Annotated in this window: 22 protein-coding genes and 1 pseudogene; all 23 read right to left on the bottom strand. The window is 37.6% G+C overall.

Annotated features, from left to right (window positions below):
* Positions 1–34: 34 nt before the first annotated feature.
* Positions 35–1,036 carry an NADH-quinone oxidoreductase subunit NuoH gene (gene nuoH, locus V7014_RS16455; protein WP_335508523.1) on the bottom strand — a complete coding sequence of 334 codons (1,002 nt, stop codon included), beginning with the start codon at positions 1,034–1,036 and terminating at the stop codon, positions 35–37.
* Complete coding sequence (locus V7014_RS16460; RefSeq protein ID WP_335508524.1) at positions 1,036–2,136, bottom strand: NADH-quinone oxidoreductase subunit D; 1,101 nt, start codon at positions 2,134–2,136, stop codon at positions 1,036–1,038. The genes nuoH and V7014_RS16460 overlap by 1 nt, the downstream gene beginning before the upstream one ends.
* 3 nt (positions 2,137–2,139) lie before the next feature.
* Positions 2,140–2,934 (bottom strand): NADH-quinone oxidoreductase subunit C, encoded by a 795-nt coding sequence (locus V7014_RS16465; RefSeq protein ID WP_335508525.1) that lies wholly within the window; start codon positions 2,932–2,934, stop codon positions 2,140–2,142.
* A 1-nt stretch (position 2,935) separates the two neighbouring features.
* Positions 2,936–3,448, bottom strand: coding sequence for a NuoB/complex I 20 kDa subunit family protein (locus tag V7014_RS16470; RefSeq protein WP_335508526.1), 513 nt, complete (start codon positions 3,446–3,448; stop codon positions 2,936–2,938).
* Positions 3,439–3,813 (bottom strand): NADH-quinone oxidoreductase subunit A, encoded by a 375-nt coding sequence (locus V7014_RS16475; protein WP_335508527.1) that lies wholly within the window; start codon positions 3,811–3,813, stop codon positions 3,439–3,441. The genes V7014_RS16470 and V7014_RS16475 overlap by 10 nt, the downstream gene beginning before the upstream one ends.
* 620 nt (positions 3,814–4,433) lie before the next feature.
* Positions 4,434–4,838, bottom strand: a complete 405-nt coding sequence (locus V7014_RS16480; RefSeq protein WP_335508528.1) for a F0F1 ATP synthase subunit epsilon — start codon at positions 4,836–4,838, stop codon at positions 4,434–4,436.
* Between the two features lie 24 nt (positions 4,839–4,862).
* Positions 4,863–6,260, bottom strand: a complete 1,398-nt coding sequence (gene atpD / locus V7014_RS16485) for a F0F1 ATP synthase subunit beta (RefSeq protein ID WP_335508529.1) — start codon at positions 6,258–6,260, stop codon at positions 4,863–4,865.
* Positions 6,261–6,352: 92 nt separating this feature from the next.
* Positions 6,353–7,210: a F0F1 ATP synthase subunit gamma gene (locus V7014_RS16490; protein WP_335508530.1), complete on the bottom strand. Its 858-nt coding sequence runs from the start codon at positions 7,208–7,210 to the stop codon at positions 6,353–6,355.
* A 33-nt stretch (positions 7,211–7,243) separates the two neighbouring features.
* The gene (gene atpA / locus V7014_RS16495) at positions 7,244–8,752 is read right to left on the bottom strand and encodes a F0F1 ATP synthase subunit alpha (RefSeq protein WP_335508531.1); all 1,509 of its coding nucleotides are present in this window, start codon (positions 8,750–8,752) and stop codon (positions 7,244–7,246) included.
* A gap of 25 nt (positions 8,753–8,777) precedes the next feature.
* Positions 8,778–9,314 carry a F0F1 ATP synthase subunit delta gene (locus V7014_RS16500; RefSeq protein ID WP_335508532.1) on the bottom strand — a complete coding sequence of 179 codons (537 nt, stop codon included), beginning with the start codon at positions 9,312–9,314 and terminating at the stop codon, positions 8,778–8,780.
* Positions 9,311–9,829 carry a F0F1 ATP synthase subunit B gene (atpF, locus tag V7014_RS16505; protein ID WP_335508533.1) on the bottom strand — a complete coding sequence of 173 codons (519 nt, stop codon included), beginning with the start codon at positions 9,827–9,829 and terminating at the stop codon, positions 9,311–9,313. The genes V7014_RS16500 and atpF overlap by 4 nt, the downstream gene beginning before the upstream one ends.
* Positions 9,830–9,982: 153 nt before the next feature.
* Complete coding sequence (atpE, locus tag V7014_RS16510; RefSeq protein WP_335508534.1) at positions 9,983–10,195, bottom strand: F0F1 ATP synthase subunit C; 213 nt, start codon at positions 10,193–10,195, stop codon at positions 9,983–9,985.
* A gap of 64 nt (positions 10,196–10,259) precedes the next feature.
* Positions 10,260–10,976, bottom strand: coding sequence for a F0F1 ATP synthase subunit A (gene atpB / locus V7014_RS16515; protein ID WP_335508535.1), 717 nt, complete (start codon positions 10,974–10,976; stop codon positions 10,260–10,262).
* 6 nt (positions 10,977–10,982) lie between these two features.
* A complete protein-coding gene (locus V7014_RS16520; protein ID WP_335508536.1) occupies positions 10,983–11,369 on the bottom strand; it encodes an ATP synthase subunit I in 387 nt (128 codons plus the stop codon).
* 468 nt (positions 11,370–11,837) lie between these two features.
* Positions 11,838–14,057: a S8 family serine peptidase gene (locus tag V7014_RS16525; protein ID WP_335508537.1), complete on the bottom strand. Its 2,220-nt coding sequence runs from the start codon at positions 14,055–14,057 to the stop codon at positions 11,838–11,840.
* A 133-nt stretch (positions 14,058–14,190) separates the two neighbouring features.
* Positions 14,191–15,345, bottom strand: a complete 1,155-nt coding sequence (gene wecB, locus V7014_RS16530) for a non-hydrolyzing UDP-N-acetylglucosamine 2-epimerase (RefSeq protein ID WP_335508538.1) — start codon at positions 15,343–15,345, stop codon at positions 14,191–14,193.
* Between the two features lie 13 nt (positions 15,346–15,358).
* Entirely contained in the window at positions 15,359–15,988 is a 630-nt protein-coding gene (gene upp, locus V7014_RS16535; protein WP_335508539.1) for a uracil phosphoribosyltransferase, read from the bottom strand.
* Positions 15,989–16,242: 254 nt separating this feature from the next.
* Positions 16,243–17,484: a serine hydroxymethyltransferase gene (gene glyA, locus V7014_RS16540; RefSeq protein WP_335508540.1), complete on the bottom strand. Its 1,242-nt coding sequence runs from the start codon at positions 17,482–17,484 to the stop codon at positions 16,243–16,245.
* A 265-nt stretch (positions 17,485–17,749) separates the two neighbouring features.
* The gene (locus tag V7014_RS16545; RefSeq protein WP_335508541.1) at positions 17,750–18,325 is read right to left on the bottom strand and encodes a TIGR01440 family protein; all 576 of its coding nucleotides are present in this window, start codon (positions 18,323–18,325) and stop codon (positions 17,750–17,752) included.
* 18 nt (positions 18,326–18,343) lie between these two features.
* A complete protein-coding gene (gene rpiB, locus V7014_RS16550; protein ID WP_335508542.1) occupies positions 18,344–18,796 on the bottom strand; it encodes a ribose 5-phosphate isomerase B in 453 nt (150 codons plus the stop codon).
* 94 nt (positions 18,797–18,890) lie between these two features.
* Complete coding sequence (locus V7014_RS16555; RefSeq protein WP_438824929.1) at positions 18,891–19,838, bottom strand: methyl-accepting chemotaxis protein; 948 nt, start codon at positions 19,836–19,838, stop codon at positions 18,891–18,893.
* Positions 19,833–20,249, bottom strand: a pseudogene (locus V7014_RS27305) (HAMP domain-containing protein); the annotation flags it as partial. The pseudogene V7014_RS27305 and the gene V7014_RS16555, both read right to left, overlap by 6 nt.
* Before the next feature lie 17 nt (positions 20,250–20,266).
* Positions 20,267–20,713, bottom strand: a complete 447-nt coding sequence (locus V7014_RS16560) for a low molecular weight protein arginine phosphatase (protein WP_335508544.1) — start codon at positions 20,711–20,713, stop codon at positions 20,267–20,269.
* Between the last annotated feature and the right edge of the window lie 182 nt (positions 20,714–20,895).

Below are 20,895 nucleotides of genomic sequence, written 5' to 3' on the forward strand. Positions count from 1 at the left end.
TAGCACCCCTTATCGGTATAGCTGAACTATTCACTTAAAACAACTCTTTCAAAATGGCCGTAATAAAGATATTAGCTAATGCTAATGGAAGCAATACCTTCCACCCAAACTCCATCAACTGGTCAGCACGCATACGTGGAAACGAGGCACGAATCCAGATTAAAACAAAAATAACAACACTAAATTTGACCGTAAACCAAACAGCTCCAGGGATGAAATCAAGAAACGAAAATAACGGTAACCAACCACCTAAAAATAACACGGTTGTTAAAGCACCCATCGCGAATAAATACACATACTCCGCTAACATAAAGAACGCCCATCGAAAACCAGAATATTCTGTATGAAAACCAGCTACTAGCTCTGATTCAGCTTCAGGTAAATCGAACGGTGTCCGGTTCAATTCGGAAACAGAAGCGATGATAAAAATAATAAAAGCCAGCGGTTGCATAACAATAAACCAATAATTCTCTTGAGCTGCTACAATGTCGTTTAAGTTTAAGCTTCCAGTAATCAAAATAACACCTACAACAGACATAACAAGTGGAATTTCATATGAAATCATCTGCGCAGCAGCACGCATTCCCCCGAGAAGTGCATACTTATTATTCGATGCCCATCCACCAGCTACTATACCAACTGTTGTAATACCCGATATCGCAATATAGTATAATAAGCCAATTCCAATATCTGCGAATTGGAATTTGTCCGTAAATGGGATTGTTGCTAACACCATAAAAGCAGGTGTAAACGCAATAACCGGTGCCAGTATGAACAATGGTCGATCAGCCATTTTAGGAATAATATCTTCTTTAAGAAGAAGCTTTAAAACATCTGCTACTGTTTGCAATAAGCCCCATCTTCCACCAACATGATTAGGACCATAACGTAATTGCATAAATCCCATGACTTTCCGTTCCGCTAAAATAGCATATGTTACAAAGGCTAATAGTACGAGTAAAAACGCTGTGGCTAATAGAAAAAAGATACCAAAATTCATTAATCCCGCTGGAGAATGAATTAAATCTTCAACCATTATCCATCTACCTCCCCTAGAACAATATCGATTGCCCCTAAAATCACGATGAGGTTTGCAATATTTTCTCCCTTCAATAATTTTGGCAAAATTTGAAGGTTATAAAATGACGGACGTCGGAATTTCAATCGATATGGCTCTTTTTTTCCATCGCTTGAAATATAACAGCCTATTTCCCCTCTTGGAGATTCAATTCTAACTATCGCTTCTCCAGCAGGCGCTTTAATAATCCTCGGTACTTTTCCCATTATGGCACCTTCACTTGGAAATTGTTCAACCGCTTGTTCAATAATCTTCAGTGACTCTTCAATTTCTTCAAGACGACAGTGGTATCTAGCCCAAGCATCACCTTCTTGTCGAGTAGGTACATCAAATGTGAAACGATCATAGATGCTATATGGTTCATTCTTACGAAGATCCCATTTCACACCTGTACTTCTTAAATTAGCACCGCTTAGGGAGTAATTCAGCGCATCTTCTTTCGTATACACACCTACTCCTTTAATACGATTCATGAAAATTTCGTTACCTGTTACCAGTTCATGATAACCAGCGAGCTGTTCTCGCATATACGGAACGAAATCTCCAACCTTCTCAATCCATCCATCTGGTGCATCCCATTTCACACCACCAACACGCATATAGTTAAATGTTAAACGCGCTCCAGACAGTTCATTTAATAGATTAAGAATCATTTCCCTTTCACGAAACGCATACAAAAATGGACTTATGGCACCAATGTCTAATAAATACGTACCCCACCATACTAAATGACTCGATATTCTTCCAAGTTCCATCGATAATACGCGTAAATATTCAGCACGATCTGGTATTTCTGCTCCCATCATCGTTTCCACCGCATGACATAATACATAGTTATTAGTCATACCAGCGATATAATCTAACCGATCAGTGTAAGGAATGATTTGCGTGTACTGCAAGTTCTCTGCTATCTTTTCTGTTCCACGATGTAAATAACCTATAACAGGGGTCGCTTCAGTTATAATTTCTCCATCGATTTTCAGAACAAGACGAAAGACTCCGTGTGTACTAGGATGCTGAGGGCCAACATTTAATAGCATTTCTTCCGTGCGTATCATCTGTTACACCTCCACATCATGCGGCTCATAGTCTTTTCTTAGTGGGTATCCAACCCAATCTTCACCTAAAAGTATCCGTTTCAAATCCGGGTGGTTTTCAAAACGTATCCCTAATAAATCATAGGCTTCACATTCAGGCCAATTTGCGCCATCCCATAATGATACAATCGATGGAATACTAGGTTGATTGCGATCCAATTTCACTTTAACGACAATGGGATGATAAAATGATAGCGCATACAAGTATACATAGACTTCCATATACGTTACGAAATCTGTTCCGTGCAACTCAACTAAATAATCAAATTGGAGCTCCGAATGATTCTTTAAAACAGTTGCTAAATCAAAATAACTTTCTTGCTTCACAATCAATGTAGGCACATGCTTAGATAATCTATTAATATAAAAATCTTCCAAAGTATTCTTACCTAAGTGTTCTTCGATAATTTTCACATACTTTTCTAGTAATGGTTGATTATGTGAAGGTTCTAATACTTCTTCTTCATTCTCTTTCGCTGCTTTAGCAGCACGCGCTTTTGCCATCGCGGCAGCTTTTGCTTTTGCAGCGGCAATAGCTTTTTCCTTTTCTGGTGATATATCAGCTTTATTAGCTTCTGCGGATGGTTTAGATTGTACAGTTTCTTTAACTTGATCTTTTGTAGATTCGAGGGGGTTAAGGTTTGGTTTATTTACTGGTTCTTGATCAAGCTTCTGATAACTCGTTTCTGGTGCAGTAGAGTCTTTATCATCAGTGGTTATTTTTTCTTTCTTTACTTTCTCTATATCTTTCTCACTCACGCTACATCACCCGCTTCCCAGTCTTAGCTTCGTAGCGGATTTTCTCACGTAATTTATTTATCCCATACATTAAAGCAGCTGGATTCGGTGGACATCCAGGAATATAAACATCAACTGGAACGATTTGATCGACACCTTTCACAACACAATAGGATTTAACATAAGGACCTCCTGCTGTTGCACATGAGCCCATAGCTATTACCCATTTCGGCTCTGGCATCTGATCATATAGCCTCCTTACAATCGGGGCCATTTTCTTCGTAACAGTACCAGAAACGATCATAACATCTGATTGGCGTGGCGATGTACGAAAGAACGATCCAAAACGATCTAAATCATAATGTGATGAGCCTACACCCATCATTTCAATAGCACAACAAGCAAGACCAAACGTCATCGGCCATAGTGAATTACTTCTAGCCCAAGCTTTCATTTGCTCCAAAGTAGATAAGAAAATATTTTGTCGTAAACTGTCCATTTCTTGCGTAGAAATTCCATCTAACTTTAGGTCCATTTTAACACCTTCTTTTTCCAAGCATAGATGAGACCAATTAATAACATAACTACAAAGATTAGCATTTCTATTAACGCAAAAATTCCAAGCTCCTCATAGGCCACTGCCCACGGATAAAGAAATACAGTTTCCACGTCAAAGATGACGAACAATAGGGCAAACATATAATAACGCACATTAAATTGCACCCTTGAATCATGGAACGGTTCTATTCCACTCTCGTACGTTGTATACTTCGCTGCACTAGGCTTATAAGGCCTTAACAGCTTGCCCAAAAAAAGAGCTACAATTGGTAGCAATACCCCTAGACATAGAAAAACAAAGACAATCAGATAATTATTCTGATACCAGTTTAATAATTCCATGCCCCTCCCCCTTTGATTTTTTGTAATATGTAAAAGAATAGCGAGCTTTACTCCCTACTCTAAAACACCAAGAAAAGCGCAAGCACCCGTTTTGCTCCGTATCTTCTTTCGACCACCGACCGAGATAAAGGAAACACGAAGAGTTGATAAGCACATCGATTGTCCAGCTTCAACGGCCAGCCCCNNGCCAAATCACTTCGGAAATCAGGATTTCCTGTGTGATTCGTCTTATGACAGCGGGGCTGAACGGGCCGTTTCAGCATTTCTTAGTTGACTTATCGTAGGGAGGTTGGCGAAGTCCACTAGGAGCTGGGTGCTGGAGTTAGACACCAAAAAATAACATAATATGAAATTATGTACATTATAACATTGTTACAAAAGAGTGTCGACACGTTCAAAAGCTCCTTAAAACACACAAAACTTGCACCAATTCTTTTCAGTCGGAGGACATATTCAACATCTTGAAAATCTTCCTACTTCAATATTTATGCAAGCCCAAAAGGAGCTATGCGGCAGATATCTAAGTTGTAAGATTAAACATCGAGCAAACTTATCTATATCTCATCAAAAAAGAGGTCATTGTGAAAGATTATTCCTTCACAACGACCTCTTTTTTTATTTTACTTCAGGCTCTCATATACTGAAATACGATTAATGGCACGCTTTAAAGCAAGCTCTGCACGCTTAGAGTCCACATTGTCTTGCTTATCTTGAACACGACGCTCAGCACGATCTCTTGCAGAAATCGCTCTAGCAAGATCAATATGATCTGCTAGTTCTGCTGTTTGAGCAAGAATAGTGATTTTGTCAGGACGTACTTCTAAAAATCCACCACTTACTGCAACGAATTCTGTTTTTCCATCCTTTTTAAGACGAACTGCACCGATTCTTAAAGGAGCAACCATTGGAATATGGCCTGGTAGAATACCTAGCTCCCCACTTTGAGCTTTTGTGCTCACCATTTCGACTTCACCGCTATATACTGGGCCATTGGGAGTAACAACATTGACTTCTATCGTCTTCATTTCATACCCTCCTAGGTCCCTTTATTAAGCCATTGCTTTTGCTTTTTCTACTACTTCTTCAATACGTCCAACTAGACGGAAAGCATCCTCAGGAAGGTCATCGTATTTACCCTCTAAGATTTCCTTAAAGCCTTGTACTGTTTCTTTAACAGGAACGTAAGAACCTGGTTGACCAGTAAACTGCTCCGCAACGTGGAAGTTTTGTGATAAGAAGTTTTGAATACGACGAGCACGTGCAACGACTAACTTGTCATCTTCAGAAAGCTCATCCATACCTAAGATTGCAATGATATCTTGTAGCTCTTTATATTTTTGTAATGTTTGTTGAACATTACGAGCAATTTCATAGTGCTCTTCTCCAACGATTTCTGGTGACAATGCACGAGAAGTTGAAGCAAGAGGATCCACCGCAGGGTAAATACCCATTTCAGAAAGTTTACGCTCTAAGTTTGTAGTTGCATCTAAGTGAGCGAAAGTTGTCGCTGGAGCCGGATCCGTATAGTCATCGGCTGGTACATAAATCGCTTGGATAGATGTAACTGAACCTACGCTTGTAGATGTGATACGCTCTTGAAGTTGACCCATCTCAGTTGCAAGAGTTGGTTGGTAACCAACGGCAGATGGCATACGTCCAAGTAACGCAGATACCTCAGAACCTGCTTGAGTAAAGCGGAAGATGTTATCGATAAAGAATAACACGTCTTGGCCTTGCTCATCACGGAAATATTCAGCCATTGTAAGACCACTAAGTGCAACACGCATACGTGCTCCAGGTGGCTCATTCATTTGTCCGAATACCATGGCAGTTTTCTTGATAACGCCTGAATCACTCATTTCATGGAATAAGTCATTTCCTTCACGAGTACGTTCACCAACACCCGCGAATACAGAAATACCACCATGCTCTTGTGCGATATTGTTGATAAGTTCTTGGATAAGAACTGTTTTACCAACACCCGCTCCACCGAATAGACCGATTTTTCCACCTTTGATATATGGTGCAAGTAAGTCTACTACTTTAATACCTGTTTCTAAGATTTCTACTTGAGTAGAAAGTTGTTCAAACGTTGGTGCTTGTCTATGAATTGGATCTCTACGTACATCTGTTGGTAGTGGATCAAACAAGTCAATATTTTCACCTAATACGTTAAATACACGCCCTAATGTTACATCTCCTACTGGTACAGAAATTGGAGCACCAGTATCTACAGCCTCAGCTCCACGAGTGATACCGTCAGTAGAAGCCATCGCAACAGTACGAACTGTATCATCGCCTAAATGAAGGGCAACTTCTAATGTTAGGGAATCGCCAGTTGCTGCATTTTTTACTACTAATGCATTGTATAGTTGAGGAAGCTTTCCGCTTTCAAACTGTACGTCGATAACTGGACCCGTTACTTGAGAAATGCGTCCTTTATTCATCGTTTTCCCTCCTATCATTACTTTTACAACACGATCTATTTATTCAAGAACAAGTGGAAGCTCAATGCTTTTCCCTCGTCATATAATTAATTCTATTCTAATGCTGCCACGCCACCGACAATCTCAGTGATTTCTTGTGTAATCGCAGCTTGTCTAGCACGGTTATATACTAATGAAAGATTGCTAATTAAATCTGCAGCATTGTCAGTAGCACTCTTCATAGCTGTCATACGAGAAGCATGTTCACTAGCTTTACCATCAAGTAATGCACCATAAATTAAGCTTTCCGCGTATTGTGGAAGAAGAACTTCCAAAATTTCTTCAGGTGAAGGTTCAAATTCATATGATGTTAACTTAGAAGAAACAGCTAAATCCGATAATGGAAGAAGCTTCTTCTCAGTCACTTCAGATGATATTTTACTTACGAAGTGATTGTAATGAATATACAGTTCATCAAATGTTCCATCAGAGAACATTCCAACTGTTTGTCTCGTTACATCACTTATATCGCTAAATGATGGTTGGTCAGAGATACCTGTAATATCTAGTACTACATTCATCCCACGTGATTTAAAGAAATCGCGTCCAACACGACCCATAGCGATAATGCCGTATTCATCTTCAGATTTGTGGCGTTGCTTAATTGTTTGAAAGACTTGACGGAGAACGCTACTATTATAGGCTCCCGCTAATCCACGGTCGGATGTGATAACAATATAACCCGTTTTCTTTACTGGACGAGACACTAGCATAGGGTTCTTAACCCCAGATGTTCCTACAGCAATGTTCGCAACTACTTCTTGAATTTTCTCCATGTAAGGAACAAATGATTTCGCATTTGCTTCAGCACGGTTTAACTTGGAAGCAGATACCATTTCCATCGCTTTAGTAATTTGACTCGTCTTCTTAGTAGATGTAATACGAGATTTAATATCGCGTAAAGATGCCATTCTTTCTCACCACCCTTTTCAAATTGTTAGATATTATGCTTTTGCTACGAAAGTTTTCTTGAACTCAGCGATAGCAGCATTAATTGCGTCTTCTTTAGGTAAGTTACCTGTTGTACGAATTTCATCTAACAATGCAGTGTGGTTGTGATCTAACCAGCTTAAATATTCTGCTTCAAATCGGCGAATATCAGCAACAGCTATATCATCTAAATGACCACGAGTTAAAGCGAAAAGAATCATTACTTGTTTCTCAACTTTAAGTGGTTTATTTAGATCTTGTTTCAGTACTTCTACTGTACGAGCACCACGATCAAGTTTCGCTTTAGTTGCTTTATCAAGGTCAGAACCGAATTGAGCAAACGCTTCTAGCTCACGGAAAGAAGCTAAGTCAAGACGTAATGTACCAGCAACTTTTTTCATTGCTTTAATTTGAGCTGATCCACCAACACGAGATACTGAAAGACCCGCATTGATCGCTGGACGAACACCAGAGAAGAAAAGATCAGATTGTAAGAAGATTTGTCCATCAGTAATTGAAATTACGTTTGTCGGAATGTAAGCTGAGATATCCCCCGCTTGCGTTTCAACGAATGGAAGTGCAGTAATAGAACCTCCACCTAGCGTATCATTCAATTTTGCAGCACGTTCTAATAGACGTGAGTGTAAGTAGAATACATCCCCTGGGAATGCTTCACGACCTGGAGGACGACGTAATAATAGTGAAAGTTCACGGTATGCAGCTGCTTGTTTTGATAAATCATCATATACAATCAGAACATGCTTACCATTAAACATGAATTCTTCACCCATAGCTACACCAGCATAAGGAGCTAGGAATAGTAATGGTGCTGGTTGAGAAGCCGATGCTGTTACAACGATTGTGTAATCTAAAGCACCGTTCTTACGTAAAGTTTCAACTGTTGAACGAACTGTTGATTCTTTTTGACCAATAGCAACATAGATACAAATCATATCTTGATCCGCTTGGTTCAAGATTGTATCGATTGCTACAGATGTTTTACCAGTTTGACGGTCTCCGATGATTAACTCACGTTGACCACGTCCGATTGGTACAAGAGCATCGATCGCTTTAATACCTGTTTGTAATGGTTGATCTACAGATTTACGATCCATTACACCTGTTGCTGGACTTTCAATTGGTCGAGTTTTTGTAGTGTTGATAGGACCTAAACCATCAACTGGTTGGCCTAGTGAATTTACTACACGTCCAATTAATGCTTCACCTACAGGAACTTCCATGATACGACCTGTACGTTTAACATCGCTACCTTCACGAATTTCTGCGAAAGGTCCAAGAATAACGATACCAACGTTATTTGACTCAAGGTTTTGTGCCATACCCATAGCACCGTTTGAGAACTCAACAAGCTCTCCAGCCATTACATTATCAAGACCATGAACACGTGCGATACCGTCACCAACTGAGATAACTGTACCTACATCGCTTACTTCGATCTCTGACTGATAGTTTTCAATTTGCTTTTTTATCAGCGCACTGATTTCTTCAGCTTTAATGCTCATGAAATTCACCCCTATCTTCGATTGTTTAAGCTAACAGTTGTCGTTCTAATCGTTGTAGCTTACCGCTTACACTTCCATCAAAAATACGGTTTCCGATACGAAGTTTAATTCCACCGATTAAATCACGATCAACAATATTATCTATTTTTAAAGATTGTTTTCCGATTTTTTCTGCAAAAACAGTTGAAACTGCTTCACGTTCTGCATCTGTAAGTGGTCTAGTTGTATAGACTGTCGCTTCTGCTACAGATTTCACATCATTAATCAAATCAACTAAATCAGCAGCCATTTGCTTGATTTCATCAATTCGTTGACGTTGAATCATTAACATTAGCGTATTTTTCATTTCTTGAGAAACACTTGCAAATGATTCTGTGATAAATTGCTTTTTTTGTTGAGACGATACTTTTGGATGCTTTAAGAAAGAAGCAATCTCTGGATTTGAAGTGAATACTTCATTCACAGTGCGAGCTTCTTCAGTTAATTGATCAAGAATATTCTTTTCTTTTGCAATTTCTAAAAGAGCCGTTGCATAACGTTTCGCTACTATAGTATTGCTCATCGCTCTTCTCCTGCCTTTTGAAGATATTCATTGATTAACTTATCTTGATCTGCTACTGTAAGTTCCTTCTCAATTACTTTAGAAGCAATAAGAACTGATAATGAAGCTACTTGCTCACGTAATGCTGCAACAGCTTTTTCTTTCTCAGTAATGATTTCACGTTTCGCATTTTCTTTAAGTCGATCTGCTTCCGCACGAGCAGCAACAACGATTTCTTCACGTTGTACTTCACCATGCTTCTTCGCGTTTTCAATTAAAGTTTGCGCTTCTTCACGCGATTGTTTAACTAGAGCGCGTTGCTCTTCAAGATATTTCTTCGCTTCAGCACGTGTTTTCTCTGCTGCATCGATTTCATTTGCAACGTGTTCTTCACGTTGTTTCATCATATTAACAAGCGGTCCCCACGCGAACTTTCTTAGTAATGCTAACAAGATAATAAAACACACTAATTGAACAAGCATGTCTCCACCATTAAAGCCAGCACCAGCACCTAATACAAAACTATTCGTTAACACGATTGGTTCACTCCTTTCAAAGAGTAGTTCGAAAATGATAACCTAAAGAAAAAAATCATTTATTTAATACATAAGTTTGTATGTTTTAAGAAGCATAAAGTAAAGGCGAAGGTCTATGGTAATGATCTTCGCCATTTTTACCTTTTAGAGAAATTATCTACCAAGAACCATGAACGAAATAACTACAGCGATAATTGGAACTACCTCTACTAAACCAACACCGATGAACATTAGAGTTTGTAAAGTACCTTTAAGTTCTGGTTGACGAGCAACCCCTTCAATTGTACGGGAGATAACTAAACCATTACCAATACCTCCACCTATTGCACCTAATCCGATTGCAATTGCAGCTGCTATAAGACCCATGTTAAATATCCTCCTAAAAATTAATTAGTATTATTTTTTACTTATTTTTTACTTATTTTTATAATTAATGGTCATCAGCCACTTTATGAGCTAAGTAAACCATTGTTAACATTGTAAAGATAAACGCTTGGATTCCACCAACGAAAATAGAGAAGGCTTGCCATGCAACCATAGGAACGACTGCACCGAAGAATCCTAATATACTAGCACCACCTATACCTGCTAGTAAACCTAGAAGAATTTCACCTGCGAAAATGTTACCGTAAAGTCGAAGACCTAAGGTTAATGTATTCGCAAATTCTTCCATAATTTTAATTGGGAATAAGAAACCCATTGGCTGGAAGTAGCTTCTACCGTAGTTACCTATCCCTTTCATTCTGATTCCATAATAGTGCGTTAACGCTAATATCATAAGTGATAATGATAACGTTACCGCCGGATCAGCAGTTGGCGATTTCCACCAAAGGATATGTTCAGGTCCCACCACCAAACTAAATGGTAGACCCATTACGTTAGAAATAAAGATATACGTAATCAAGGTCATTCCTAACATTAGGAATCGAGCACCTGATTTCCAATCCATGGCACTGTTAATCATATTCTTAATAAAATCTAATACCCACTCGATAAAGTTCTGTTTACCCGTAGGTTTGAGCTGTAAGTTACGAGTAGCAAAGAAAGCAATAAGGAATGTTATTACAGACGCTACTACAATCATCAGGCTATTTGCCAGATTAAACTGCAATCCCGCAAATTCAACAATAGGAGCTCCATGATTCAAGAGTATTCACCTCTCTTCCTCGTTATTGACGTTATATTTTTGGATAATAAAAACTATAGTTACGACAACCGTAGCTGTCACTAATCCCAATACAGTACCGATGATGCTAATGTGTTCGGGGAACTCCATAGCAATCAAAGTCGCTAATATAGCAGAGGCATACCTAGAAAAACTTCCTGCGGAACGAACCTTCTTACCTTCTACTGCAGCTTGTCCAATTTTCATTGACCTCTTAGCTAATACCCATAAGTTGAATAAGCCAACTACGGTTCCTAGAATTAGGCCTGCAAACACAGATTTATAATCTGTAAATCCCCATCCGAGAACAAACAAAGCTAATATATACAATATATATTTTAGCTGTGCTTTCATTAACAACTGCAATTCTTGCATTTTTTGATTAATCTCCTAAGTATATGTTATTAAGCAACACTAAAATTTACGCGGTCCATTGTTAGGGACCCTACCTTTTATGTATGTCATAAAAATTCTAGCAGTAAATTTACTATTAGATTAGCTTTCACATAAAATGTAGAATACTAATCATTCTATATGATTTTTCGTCAAATGTGTCGACAAAAATTTCACAATTTATCTACAAAAAATCGACAAAAATAAGACATTTTTCTCCCAAGATGTTTGGTAAATGATGGTTTTTACCTATAACGAGTTACTACTCTTAACAACATGAGTAGGTTGTAAACTGAATTATACAAAATTTTTTGAAAACCCTATCAATTTACATCCTTTGTTATAATACAATAGGCTCTTTATGTTGTCAATGAACGTGTTACGGAATTTACAATACGCGGAAAATCATTTTAATCAGATATTCACACTTTCATAAATTTTTACAATTAGTTAGTTTATTTGAATTATTTTATGGTATTCTTCACTATTATTCCCTTTTTTTACCATAAGAATTGCGTGGTAAACACCCTCAGGTGGCAACTCTACCCGTTTAAAACTTTTCTGTATCAATCCTTTCGGAAGTGGATTTGCTTGATCAAGTAACCCCACATATCGATATGTATCATATTCATATAGAGCAATGGTCAGCTCATCTCCTCCTCCTGGAACATACATTTCGTACTTATAAGTATCAGGAGTATCTCCAGAACTAAAGAAAAATCCCATAATCCGTGGATATTCAGGCTCCTCTTTCATGTATATATATGGGATATGTAAATTGTTAATCCCCTCTTTCACAAGAAAGTATCCTTCATAAACACCTTTCGTCATTTTATTACTATTTACAGATAACGAAATAAAGACTTTCCTTTTCTCATTTGGTTTAAGTGTAAATGAGAACGGTACTCTCCATAATAAACCTACATCATCTTTCGGAATATGAAAAGAATAATGCTTGGAAAATTTACTTTTGTTCTCTACAGTCAATTCTCTCACATGCTGAGCCTCACCAGCCTGACGATTAAACAATCCAAAAGTTAACGAATTAGGGTAAAAAAAAGTATCTGCTTTAACGGCTTTATCTACCTGTATACGCCCCGATCCTTGTTCATAGGTTTTATAGTACTCACCATCTGTTTTCTTCAGTAGCTTCGCAGTAGACATAAGTGCTGATTTTATTTGATCTGGTTTCCATTCTGGATGAGCTTGTTTCAATAAGGCTGCTGCACCCGCTACATGTGGAGCTGCCATACTGGTTCCTTGTAAGGCTAAATATCCGCCAGGGACAGTACTATCAATAGCAACTCCAGGCGCTACTACATCCGGCTTAATTTCCCAACTAACTGTTACAGGCCCTCGTGAACTAAAGGAGGCAAGATGATCTTGTTCCTTTAACCAAACTGTTTGCACAAGCATTTTTCGATTTGATTGTAAAAGCTTCTTTATCTGCATACCATCCTTCTTCTCAATTGTTACCGCAGGAATGCTAACATCTTCTGTTATACTTCCAATGAAACTTCCTTCAACATCATTGTAAATGATTACACCAACTGCGCCATTCTCTTCAGCATTCTTTATTTTTTTTTGCAAACTTTGCTTTCCTCTTTTGATTAAAACTAAATTTCCTTTTGCCGACTTCAATTCTTCCTTCGTACCATACCCACCATCAACAAGCTGTTTTGAAGGATAATAACTCCATTCTTTCGCACCGTATATTTGCTGTAATAGTATTCTTAAGCGACTGTTTCCTATGCCTACTTGTAGAAAGGGTTGTCTAACAGGAGGATAAGAAGCACCTACTGAAATGGCTTTTGTTGATGTTCCAGGGGATCCAACTGTCCATGGCTTTGGACCAGAATTACCACTTGAAACAACGGCTGTTATACCTAATTTAACCGCTTTGTTTAATGCTAATGTGATGGGTAAGTCCGGACCGTTAATCGTGTTTCCTAATGACAAGTTAACAATATCCATCTTGTCAGAAATAGCAGCATCAATAGCAGCAATAATTCCTTCCGAGGTTCCTGAACCACCAGGCCCTAATGCCCGGTAGGCATATATTTCTGCCTCTGGAGCAACACCATTCATTTTTCCATTTGCCCCAATAATGCCGGCCACATGGGTTCCATGCAATGTTGCAAAGTAAGAAGGAGAAAGCGTTTCCATAGGATCGTTATCACCATCGATTAAATCCTTACCACCTTTATAAACTCGCTTCAAATCAGGATGTGTATAATCGATTCCTGTATCAATAACGCCAACCTTCACACCTTTTCCTGTTAATCTCTGCCCACGTTCATCGTATAGTCCTCTAATAGCTCTACCTCCTATAAAAGGAACGCTATCATTAATCGTCATTGTGTAGGAAACGGCTTCATGCAAATAACTATCACCTATTGCGCGTTTAAATTTTGTTATATCTTCCCTCTTCCCTTCTATAGAGAAGCCATCCAATGCGTGACGAAATACTCTCCTTACCGTTATACCAGGAAAATGTCGAGCAATGTGTAATTTCTCATTAAAAGCTTGTAGGCTAGTAGCTGTAACAATAGCAATTATTTGCTCATTACTATTATCCTCTTTTTTATTTTCAATCGATATAACAGGCTTTGAAAAAATAATTATACAGACAGATAATATTATTAATAGAAGAAAAAAATTTTTTTTCATGCCAGATTCCTCCTCTCTTTATTGTGACTAAACCAAGAAGATGTATGCAAAATTTCAAAATAATAAGCTTAAATTAAATAAAAAAAGCACACCGTCATACGATGTGCTTTTTAAACCTTAATTCATAGATCACTTATTTCTCTAAAGGATTATAAGGTTTTGGTTCTTCTTCTGTTTGTTTGAAATAGAAGCGAATAGCTTCGGCAATACGTTCTGAAGCTTTTCCATCTCCATATGGATTAGCTGCATGCGCCATTGCTTCATACGCTTCTTGATTTGTTAATAGCTCTTTAGCCATACTATAGATTGTTTCTTCTTCCGTACCTGCAAGCTTCAATGTACCAGCTTCAATTCCTTCTGGTCGCTCTGTCGTATCACGAAGAACCAATACTGGAACCGCAAGTGAAGGAGCCTCTTCTTGTACACCACCTGAATCAGTTAGAATCAAGTGAGCTCTTGAAGCAAAGTTATGGAAGTCGTAAACGTCTAAAGGCTCAATTAATTGAATTCTAGGATCATTTCCTAAAACTTCATCCGCAAGTTCACGTACAACTGGATTTAAATGAACTGGATAGATAACTTGTACATCATCATGTTCATCAACAATTCGTTTAACTGCTCTGAACATATTTCTCATAGGTTGGCCTAAATTCTCGCGGCGATGAGCTGTCAATAAAATCAGACGATCATTTCCAAGCTTATCTAATACAGGATGGCTATACTCTTCCTTAACAGTCGTTGAAAGAGCATCAATCGCTGTATTACCAGTAATAAAGATAGAATCTTTATCTTTATTTTCATTCAATAAATTCTCAGCAGATTTAGTTGTTGGAGAGAAATGTAGGTCTGCCATAACACCCGTTAGCTGACGATTCATTTCTTCCGGGAATGGTGAGTACTTATTCCAAGTACGTAATCCTGCTTCAACATGACCTACAACAATTTTGTTATAGAATGCTGCAAGTGCTGCAATAAATGTTGTTGTTGTATCACCATGAACAAGCACGATATCTGGTTGTACTTCTTTCATAACTTTATCTAAACCTTCTAAACCGCGAGTTGTGACATCAATCAATGTTTGACGGTCTTTCATAATATTTAAATCATGATCAGGTTTAATATCAAAGATTTCTAGAACTTGATCCAGCATTTGGCGGTGTTGAGCAGTTACGGTTACAATCGATTCAAAATGCTGAGATTGCTTTTGAAGTTCTAAAACTAATGGAGCCATCTTAATAGCTTCAGGTCTCGTCCCGAAGATTGTCATTACCTTAATTCGCTGGGCCATAATATCACCTTTTCTATTTTGTTCCGAACAAACGGTCACCCGCATCGCCTAGACCTGGAACAATATAGCCTTTTTCGTTTAGTTTTTCATCAAGTGCTGCAATATAAATATCAACGTCATCATGTGCTTTTTGTAATGCTTCTACACCTTCTGGAGCAGCAATTAAGCACATAAACTTAATATTTTTTCCTCCACGCTTCTTAAGTGAGTTAATCGCTTCAATAGCTGAACCACCCGTTGCAAGCATTGGATCTACTACGATGAATTCTCTTTCTTCTACATCGCTAGGCAATTTCACATAGTATTCTACTGGCATAAATGTTTTAGGATCTCTATACAGGCCGATATGCCCAACCTTTGCAGCAGGGATTAACTTTAGAATTCCTTCAACCATACCGATACCAGCACGCAGAATTGGAACGATACCTAATTTTTTACCAGATAAAACTTTAGATGTTGATACCTCAACTGGAGTTTCTACTTGTACTTCTTTCAGTGGCATATCACGAGTAATCTCAAATGCCATAAGAGTTGCTACTTCATCAACAAGCTCACGGAATTCTTTTGTTCCGGTTGACTTATCACGAATATATGTAAGCTTGTGTTGAATTAATGGGTGATCAAATACATAAACTTTTGCCATGGAGGATCTCTCCTTTTCTATTTGAAAGAATTTTTAGGTTACAAAAAACACACTTCTGTTAATTCTACATAAAAAATTTGCAAGTATCAATAATCTTAATCATATGTTAGAAAAACTTCACTCTTATCGTAAAAAGAAAACATGCATACGAAATATATTTTCTTTAACCGGTTAATGTTTTGTTATTATAGTTTTCCCTTCAACTCGCACAAAAAAACTACTAAACGTAAATTTACGCTTAGTAGCTTTGAATTTTATAGAGATGGATAAAGCTCGTATTTACCTGATAAAGCTTCAGCACGTTCTTTTACTTCAGCTAGTTTTGCTTCATCTTCATGGTTCTTCAATGCTAATCCAATTAGGCTAGCAATTTCATCCATGTCTTCTTCTACAAAACCACGAGTCGTTACCGCTGCTGTACCGATACGGATACCACTTGTTACAAATGGCTTTTCTTTATCGAATGGAATCGCATTTTTATTTACAGTGATACCGACATCGTCAAGGACACGCTCCGCTACTTTACCAGTAATATTGAAACCACTTACGTCTACTAAATTTAAATGATTGTCTGTTCCGTCAGAAACTAAACGGAAGCCTTCTTTCTTTAAGCCTTCAGCAAGACGTTTAGAGTTCTTAATAATATTAGCAGCATAATCTTTGAAAGAATCTTGTAGTATTTCTCCTAACGCAACTGCTTTAGCTGCAATAACATGCATTAAAGGTCCACCTTGAACACCAGGGAAAACTGATTTGTCGATTTGCTTACCGTATTCTTCTTTACAAAGAATCATACCGCCACGAGGTCCGCGCAATGTTTTATGAGTTGTTGTTGTAACAAAGTCAGCGTAAGGTACTGGGTTTTCATGTAATCCTACTGCAACTAATCCAGCAATATGTGCCATATCCACCATGAATAGTGCACCAACTTCATCTGCAATCTCTCTAAACTTCTTAAAATCAATTGCACGAGGGTATGCACTAGCACCAGCAACGATTAATTTTGGTTTATGTTGTAAAGCTTTAGCACGAACATCATCATAATCAATACGATGTGTAACTTCATCTACACCATACTCTACAAAGTTATAAAGAACCCCACTGAAGTTAACATGGCTACCATGCGTTAAATGCCCACCGTGAGATAAGTTCATTCCCAGAACTGTATCACCTGGCTCTAGAATTGTGAAATAGACAGCCATATTCGCTTGTGCACCTGAATGTGGTTGAACATTCACATACTCTGCTCCAAAGATTTCTTTTGCACGGTCTCTTGCTAAATCTTCTACAACGTCTACATGCTCACAGCCACCATAATAACGTTTACCTGGATAACCTTCTGCATACTTATTTGTTAAAACAGAGCCTTGAGCTTCCATAACTGCTTCACTTACAAAGTTTTCAGAAGCAATCAATTCAATCTTTGTTCTTTGTCGTTTTAATTCGTTTTGAATTACATCAAATACTTGTTTGTCTTGCTCAACTAAATGTTTCATTGCCATCCTCCTAGTATCATTGCATAGCCATATTTGCAAAAACCTTGCATTCACACGTAACTTTTTGAAAATTCAACTTCATTTTATCACGTTCGTCTTCTCATGAATAGTACCTAAACTTTTTCTAAGTAAAGAAAAACAAAATAACTGATTGACGAACATTTCGAAAAAAATATCGTTAATTATTCGTTTTTTAAAGCCCCTGATTTATATTTAAATAATCAGAGGCTTCCATAATAGGTCGTTTGACTCAGTCTTAAATTGATTATCTATCTATGTCTCCATATACAGATCGTACTCCACCAATTAGTTTTGGACGAGAAACGGCCATAGTTAGATGAGCTTTTCCTATATTTTTAGTTATTGAACGAACAGGTACAGCAACTTGTTTCAAATGCATACCTATGAAAGTATCTCCAATATCTATTCCTGCCTCTGCACGAATATGTTCTACTAAAACAGCTTCATTTAAATTCTGATAAGCACATGTTGCGAGTGCACCGCCAGCAGCTTGGACCGGCACAACACACACTTCTTCATAACCAAACTTCTCCATCGTAGAAGTCTCAACAACAAGTGCTCTATTTAAATGCTCACAGCATTGATAAGCAATGGCGATATCATGTTCCTTCGAAAACTGATTTATGATATGAAATATTGCTTCTGCTACTTCTAACGTCCCAGCTGTTCCAATTTGCTCTCCCACTACTTCACTTGTACTACAACCTATCACAAGTTGTTTGTACCGTGCAAAATTCGAGTGAGCTTGTAAATCAGAAAGAGCTTGTTTCAGCTGTTGTTTCATACTCTCTAATTCTGTTGCATCTACTCTCTCTTTCATCCCTACAAAAACCTCCTATTATAACGATGGATTTGAATTCTCGTATTGAGTAATTTTATTCAATCGATTTTCGTGGCGTCCACCTTCAAAATCAGTAGTTAACCATATTTTTGCAATATCTCTTGCTAATCCTGGTCCAATTACGCGTTCTCCCATAGCAAGCATATTTGTATCATTGTGCTCACGTGTAGCTTTCGCACTGAAAGAATCATGTACAAGCGCGCAACGAATACCTTTTACTTTGTTTGCAGCAATACTCATACCAATACCTGTCCCACAAATTAAAATTCCTTTATCGAATTCGCCATTTGCAACTTTTTCCGCTACTGGTAGAGCATAGTCTGGATAATCAACAGACGTTGAACACTCACATCCAAAATCTTCATATGGAATACCCATTTCTTCTAACAATGATTTTATTTCTTCACGAATATTCATACCACCGTGATCTGATGCGATAGCTACCTTCATCTTGATCGTCTCCTTTTCACATTGAATGTTTGTTCTAAAGGAACAAGCTAACATCTACACTTTTTCTAAATGTTCATTTTGTTTTTAGAATGAACTACTTCTGAAAACGAGTAATTGTTTTCTTTAGCTTATCAGCTTGTGCTTGTAAGTCAATTGTTAACTTTTCTACATTTTCCATAACAACAACTTGCTCGTTAGTTGAAGCAGCTACTTCAGCAGCTCCTGCAGATGTTTCTTCTGCTATAGCGGCTACCTCTTGTGATTTAAGCGATGTTTTCTCGACACTGATCATTTGTTTTTCCACTAATTCCGTGATGTCATTCACGGCTTCTACAACTTTATGTACAGTATTAGTCATTTCCTCAATACTTTCATTCGTTGTAACACCTTTATCTGCTTCTCCATTTGCCATTTCTACTTGTTCACGTATTTGCTTTACAACACCTTTAACTTCATGCTGAATGTTCTGAATTAGTTCAGTAATTCCTTGTACAGCTTCCGCACTTTCATCCGCCAGAAGACGAACTTCCTCAGCTACAACAGCAAAACCTTTGCCATGTTCTCCAGCTCTTGCTGCTTCAATAGAAGCGTTGAGTGCTAATAGATTCGTTTGCTTCGCAATATCTCCTACTAGCTGAATAATTGTTTCAACTTGTTTAGCGTTTTCTTCTAACCTTTTGACGGATTGCAATGACTCTTTATTCTCTTTTGCTAATCTTTGTATACCTGAAATAAGAGAATGAATGATTTCTTTACTTTGCATTAATTCATCTACCATTTCTTTCGAAACATTAACAGAAGAATGAGCCTTCTCTTGGACCACTTTTGCAATCATAATAATCTCATCAACAGATTCTGCCGTTTCTTGAATAGAAATAGCAGAATTATCAGCCCCTACTGATATTTCATTAATTGTTCTTCTTATATTGTCTGCCTGCTCAGCAGCAACAGATGATTCCTGAGAAATGGTAATGACCTTATTATTTGTTTCCTGAAAGTTCTCATCTATACTTTGCACCATCACTCGCAAATTAGATAACATATGATTAAACGTAATCCCTAGAGAACGAATTTCATCATCTGATTTTGAAATCTCTAAATCTTGTTTAATATTCCCTTCAGCTGCGTTAATCGCTACTTCTTCTAATCGTTGAAGAGGTTTAATAATTAAACCTGCAGCGAAGAAAGCGAGAATTCCAGACCAGATAATACCAGCCATTAATGTAGTAGTTGTAAATAAAACTTCATTTATCCCGCTAAAGAACATAGGATATAACGCATAAATAAATACCCCACTAGTTGAATATGTCACAAGTGCCACAATCGTTATAAAAAATACTAGCTTCTTTCTTAACCCAAAACGAAAAACTCTTTTCCCCTCCATGTTATACCCTCCTAAGAAATGATATTTTCTTATACGTATGTAACCCAAATAGGAGATTATAATCCCCATTAATAGAATTGTTAACTTTACTCATCATTTAACTTAATTGTTAACAACTCTATTAGCTCAGCAAGCTCTTTAAAAGTTGCCTCATAATGCAACTTTAAACCACCATATGGATCAACTACATCTTCACAAACCAAATTTTGCTGAACAAAGCCTTTTAATGTGCTAACTTTATTAGAAAATTCAGGATATAGATGGTTGATTTGTACAACATGTGAATTGGTCATCGTTAGAATATGTGTAGCCCACTCGATGTGTTCTAATGAAAGTGATTTAGATGAATGTTGATGAAGAATCTGATGATCTGCTAAAACATCTCTTGCGTGTTGTGACGCAGCTTGCCCTTTACTTGCATATAGACCAGCTGATTTCACTTCTACCCCTTTTAATGAATAGTTTTTTAAAATAGCCTCCGCCATTGGACTTCTACATGTATTTCCTGTACAAACAAACAATATCCTTTTCATGAAACTCCTCCTTTTTTATTAGTATAAAAGATATTACCAATATCCTACACATGAACTACAATCTTTTTCACAACTAACAGTTAACCAAAATCTTCACTTTAATTACCTGCTGTTTTCTTGGTAAAAGTTTATTACTAATAAGGTAATTGTACTCATTTAATGATCCATACATCAAATAATTA

This window comes from Bacillus sp. JJ722 (assembly GCF_036963345.1).
In the GTDB taxonomy this organism is placed as follows: Bacteria; Bacillota; Bacilli; order Bacillales; family DSM-1321; genus Bacillus_AD.

Coding starts and splice junctions, on each gene's coding strand:
- rpiB (WP_335508542.1), bottom strand. CDS start 18,796: ATGAAGGTAGCTATCGCATCAGATCACGGTGGTATGAATATTCGTGAA.
- upp (WP_335508539.1), bottom strand. CDS start 15,988: ATGGCAAAAGTTTATGTATTTGATCACCCATTAATTCAACACAAGCTT.
- V7014_RS16545 (WP_335508541.1), bottom strand. CDS start 18,325: ATGAAAGAGAGAGTAGATGCAACAGAATTAGAGAGTATGAAACAACAG.
- nuoH (WP_335508523.1), bottom strand. CDS start 1,036: ATGGTTGAAGATTTAATTCATTCTCCAGCGGGATTAATGAATTTTGGT.
- V7014_RS16490 (WP_335508530.1), bottom strand. CDS start 7,210: ATGGCATCTTTACGCGATATTAAATCTCGTATTACATCTACTAAGAAG.
- V7014_RS16475 (WP_335508527.1), bottom strand. CDS start 3,813: ATGGAATTATTAAACTGGTATCAGAATAATTATCTGATTGTCTTTGTT.
- V7014_RS16525 (WP_335508537.1), bottom strand. CDS start 14,057: ATGAAAAAAAATTTTTTTCTTCTATTAATAATATTATCTGTCTGTATA.
- V7014_RS16555 (WP_438824929.1), bottom strand. CDS start 19,838: ATGTTATCTAATTTGCGAGTGATGGTGCAAAGTATAGATGAGAACTTT.
- atpE (WP_335508534.1), bottom strand. CDS start 10,195: ATGGGTCTTATAGCAGCTGCAATTGCAATCGGATTAGGTGCAATAGGT.
- wecB (WP_335508538.1), bottom strand. CDS start 15,345: ATGGCCCAGCGAATTAAGGTAATGACAATCTTCGGGACGAGACCTGAA.
- V7014_RS16460 (WP_335508524.1), bottom strand. CDS start 2,136: ATGATACGCACGGAAGAAATGCTATTAAATGTTGGCCCTCAGCATCCT.
- glyA (WP_335508540.1), bottom strand. CDS start 17,484: ATGAAACATTTAGTTGAGCAAGACAAACAAGTATTTGATGTAATTCAA.
- V7014_RS16560 (WP_335508544.1), bottom strand. CDS start 20,713: ATGAAAAGGATATTGTTTGTTTGTACAGGAAATACATGTAGAAGTCCA.
- V7014_RS16470 (WP_335508526.1), bottom strand. CDS start 3,448: ATGGACCTAAAGTTAGATGGAATTTCTACGCAAGAAATGGACAGTTTA.
- atpA (WP_335508531.1), bottom strand. CDS start 8,752: ATGAGCATTAAAGCTGAAGAAATCAGTGCGCTGATAAAAAAGCAAATT.
- V7014_RS16500 (WP_335508532.1), bottom strand. CDS start 9,314: ATGAGCAATACTATAGTAGCGAAACGTTATGCAACGGCTCTTTTAGAA.
- V7014_RS16520 (WP_335508536.1), bottom strand. CDS start 11,369: ATGCAAGAATTGCAGTTGTTAATGAAAGCACAGCTAAAATATATATTG.
- V7014_RS16480 (WP_335508528.1), bottom strand. CDS start 4,838: ATGAAGACGATAGAAGTCAATGTTGTTACTCCCAATGGCCCAGTATAT.
- atpD (WP_335508529.1), bottom strand. CDS start 6,260: ATGAATAAAGGACGCATTTCTCAAGTAACGGGTCCAGTTATCGACGTA.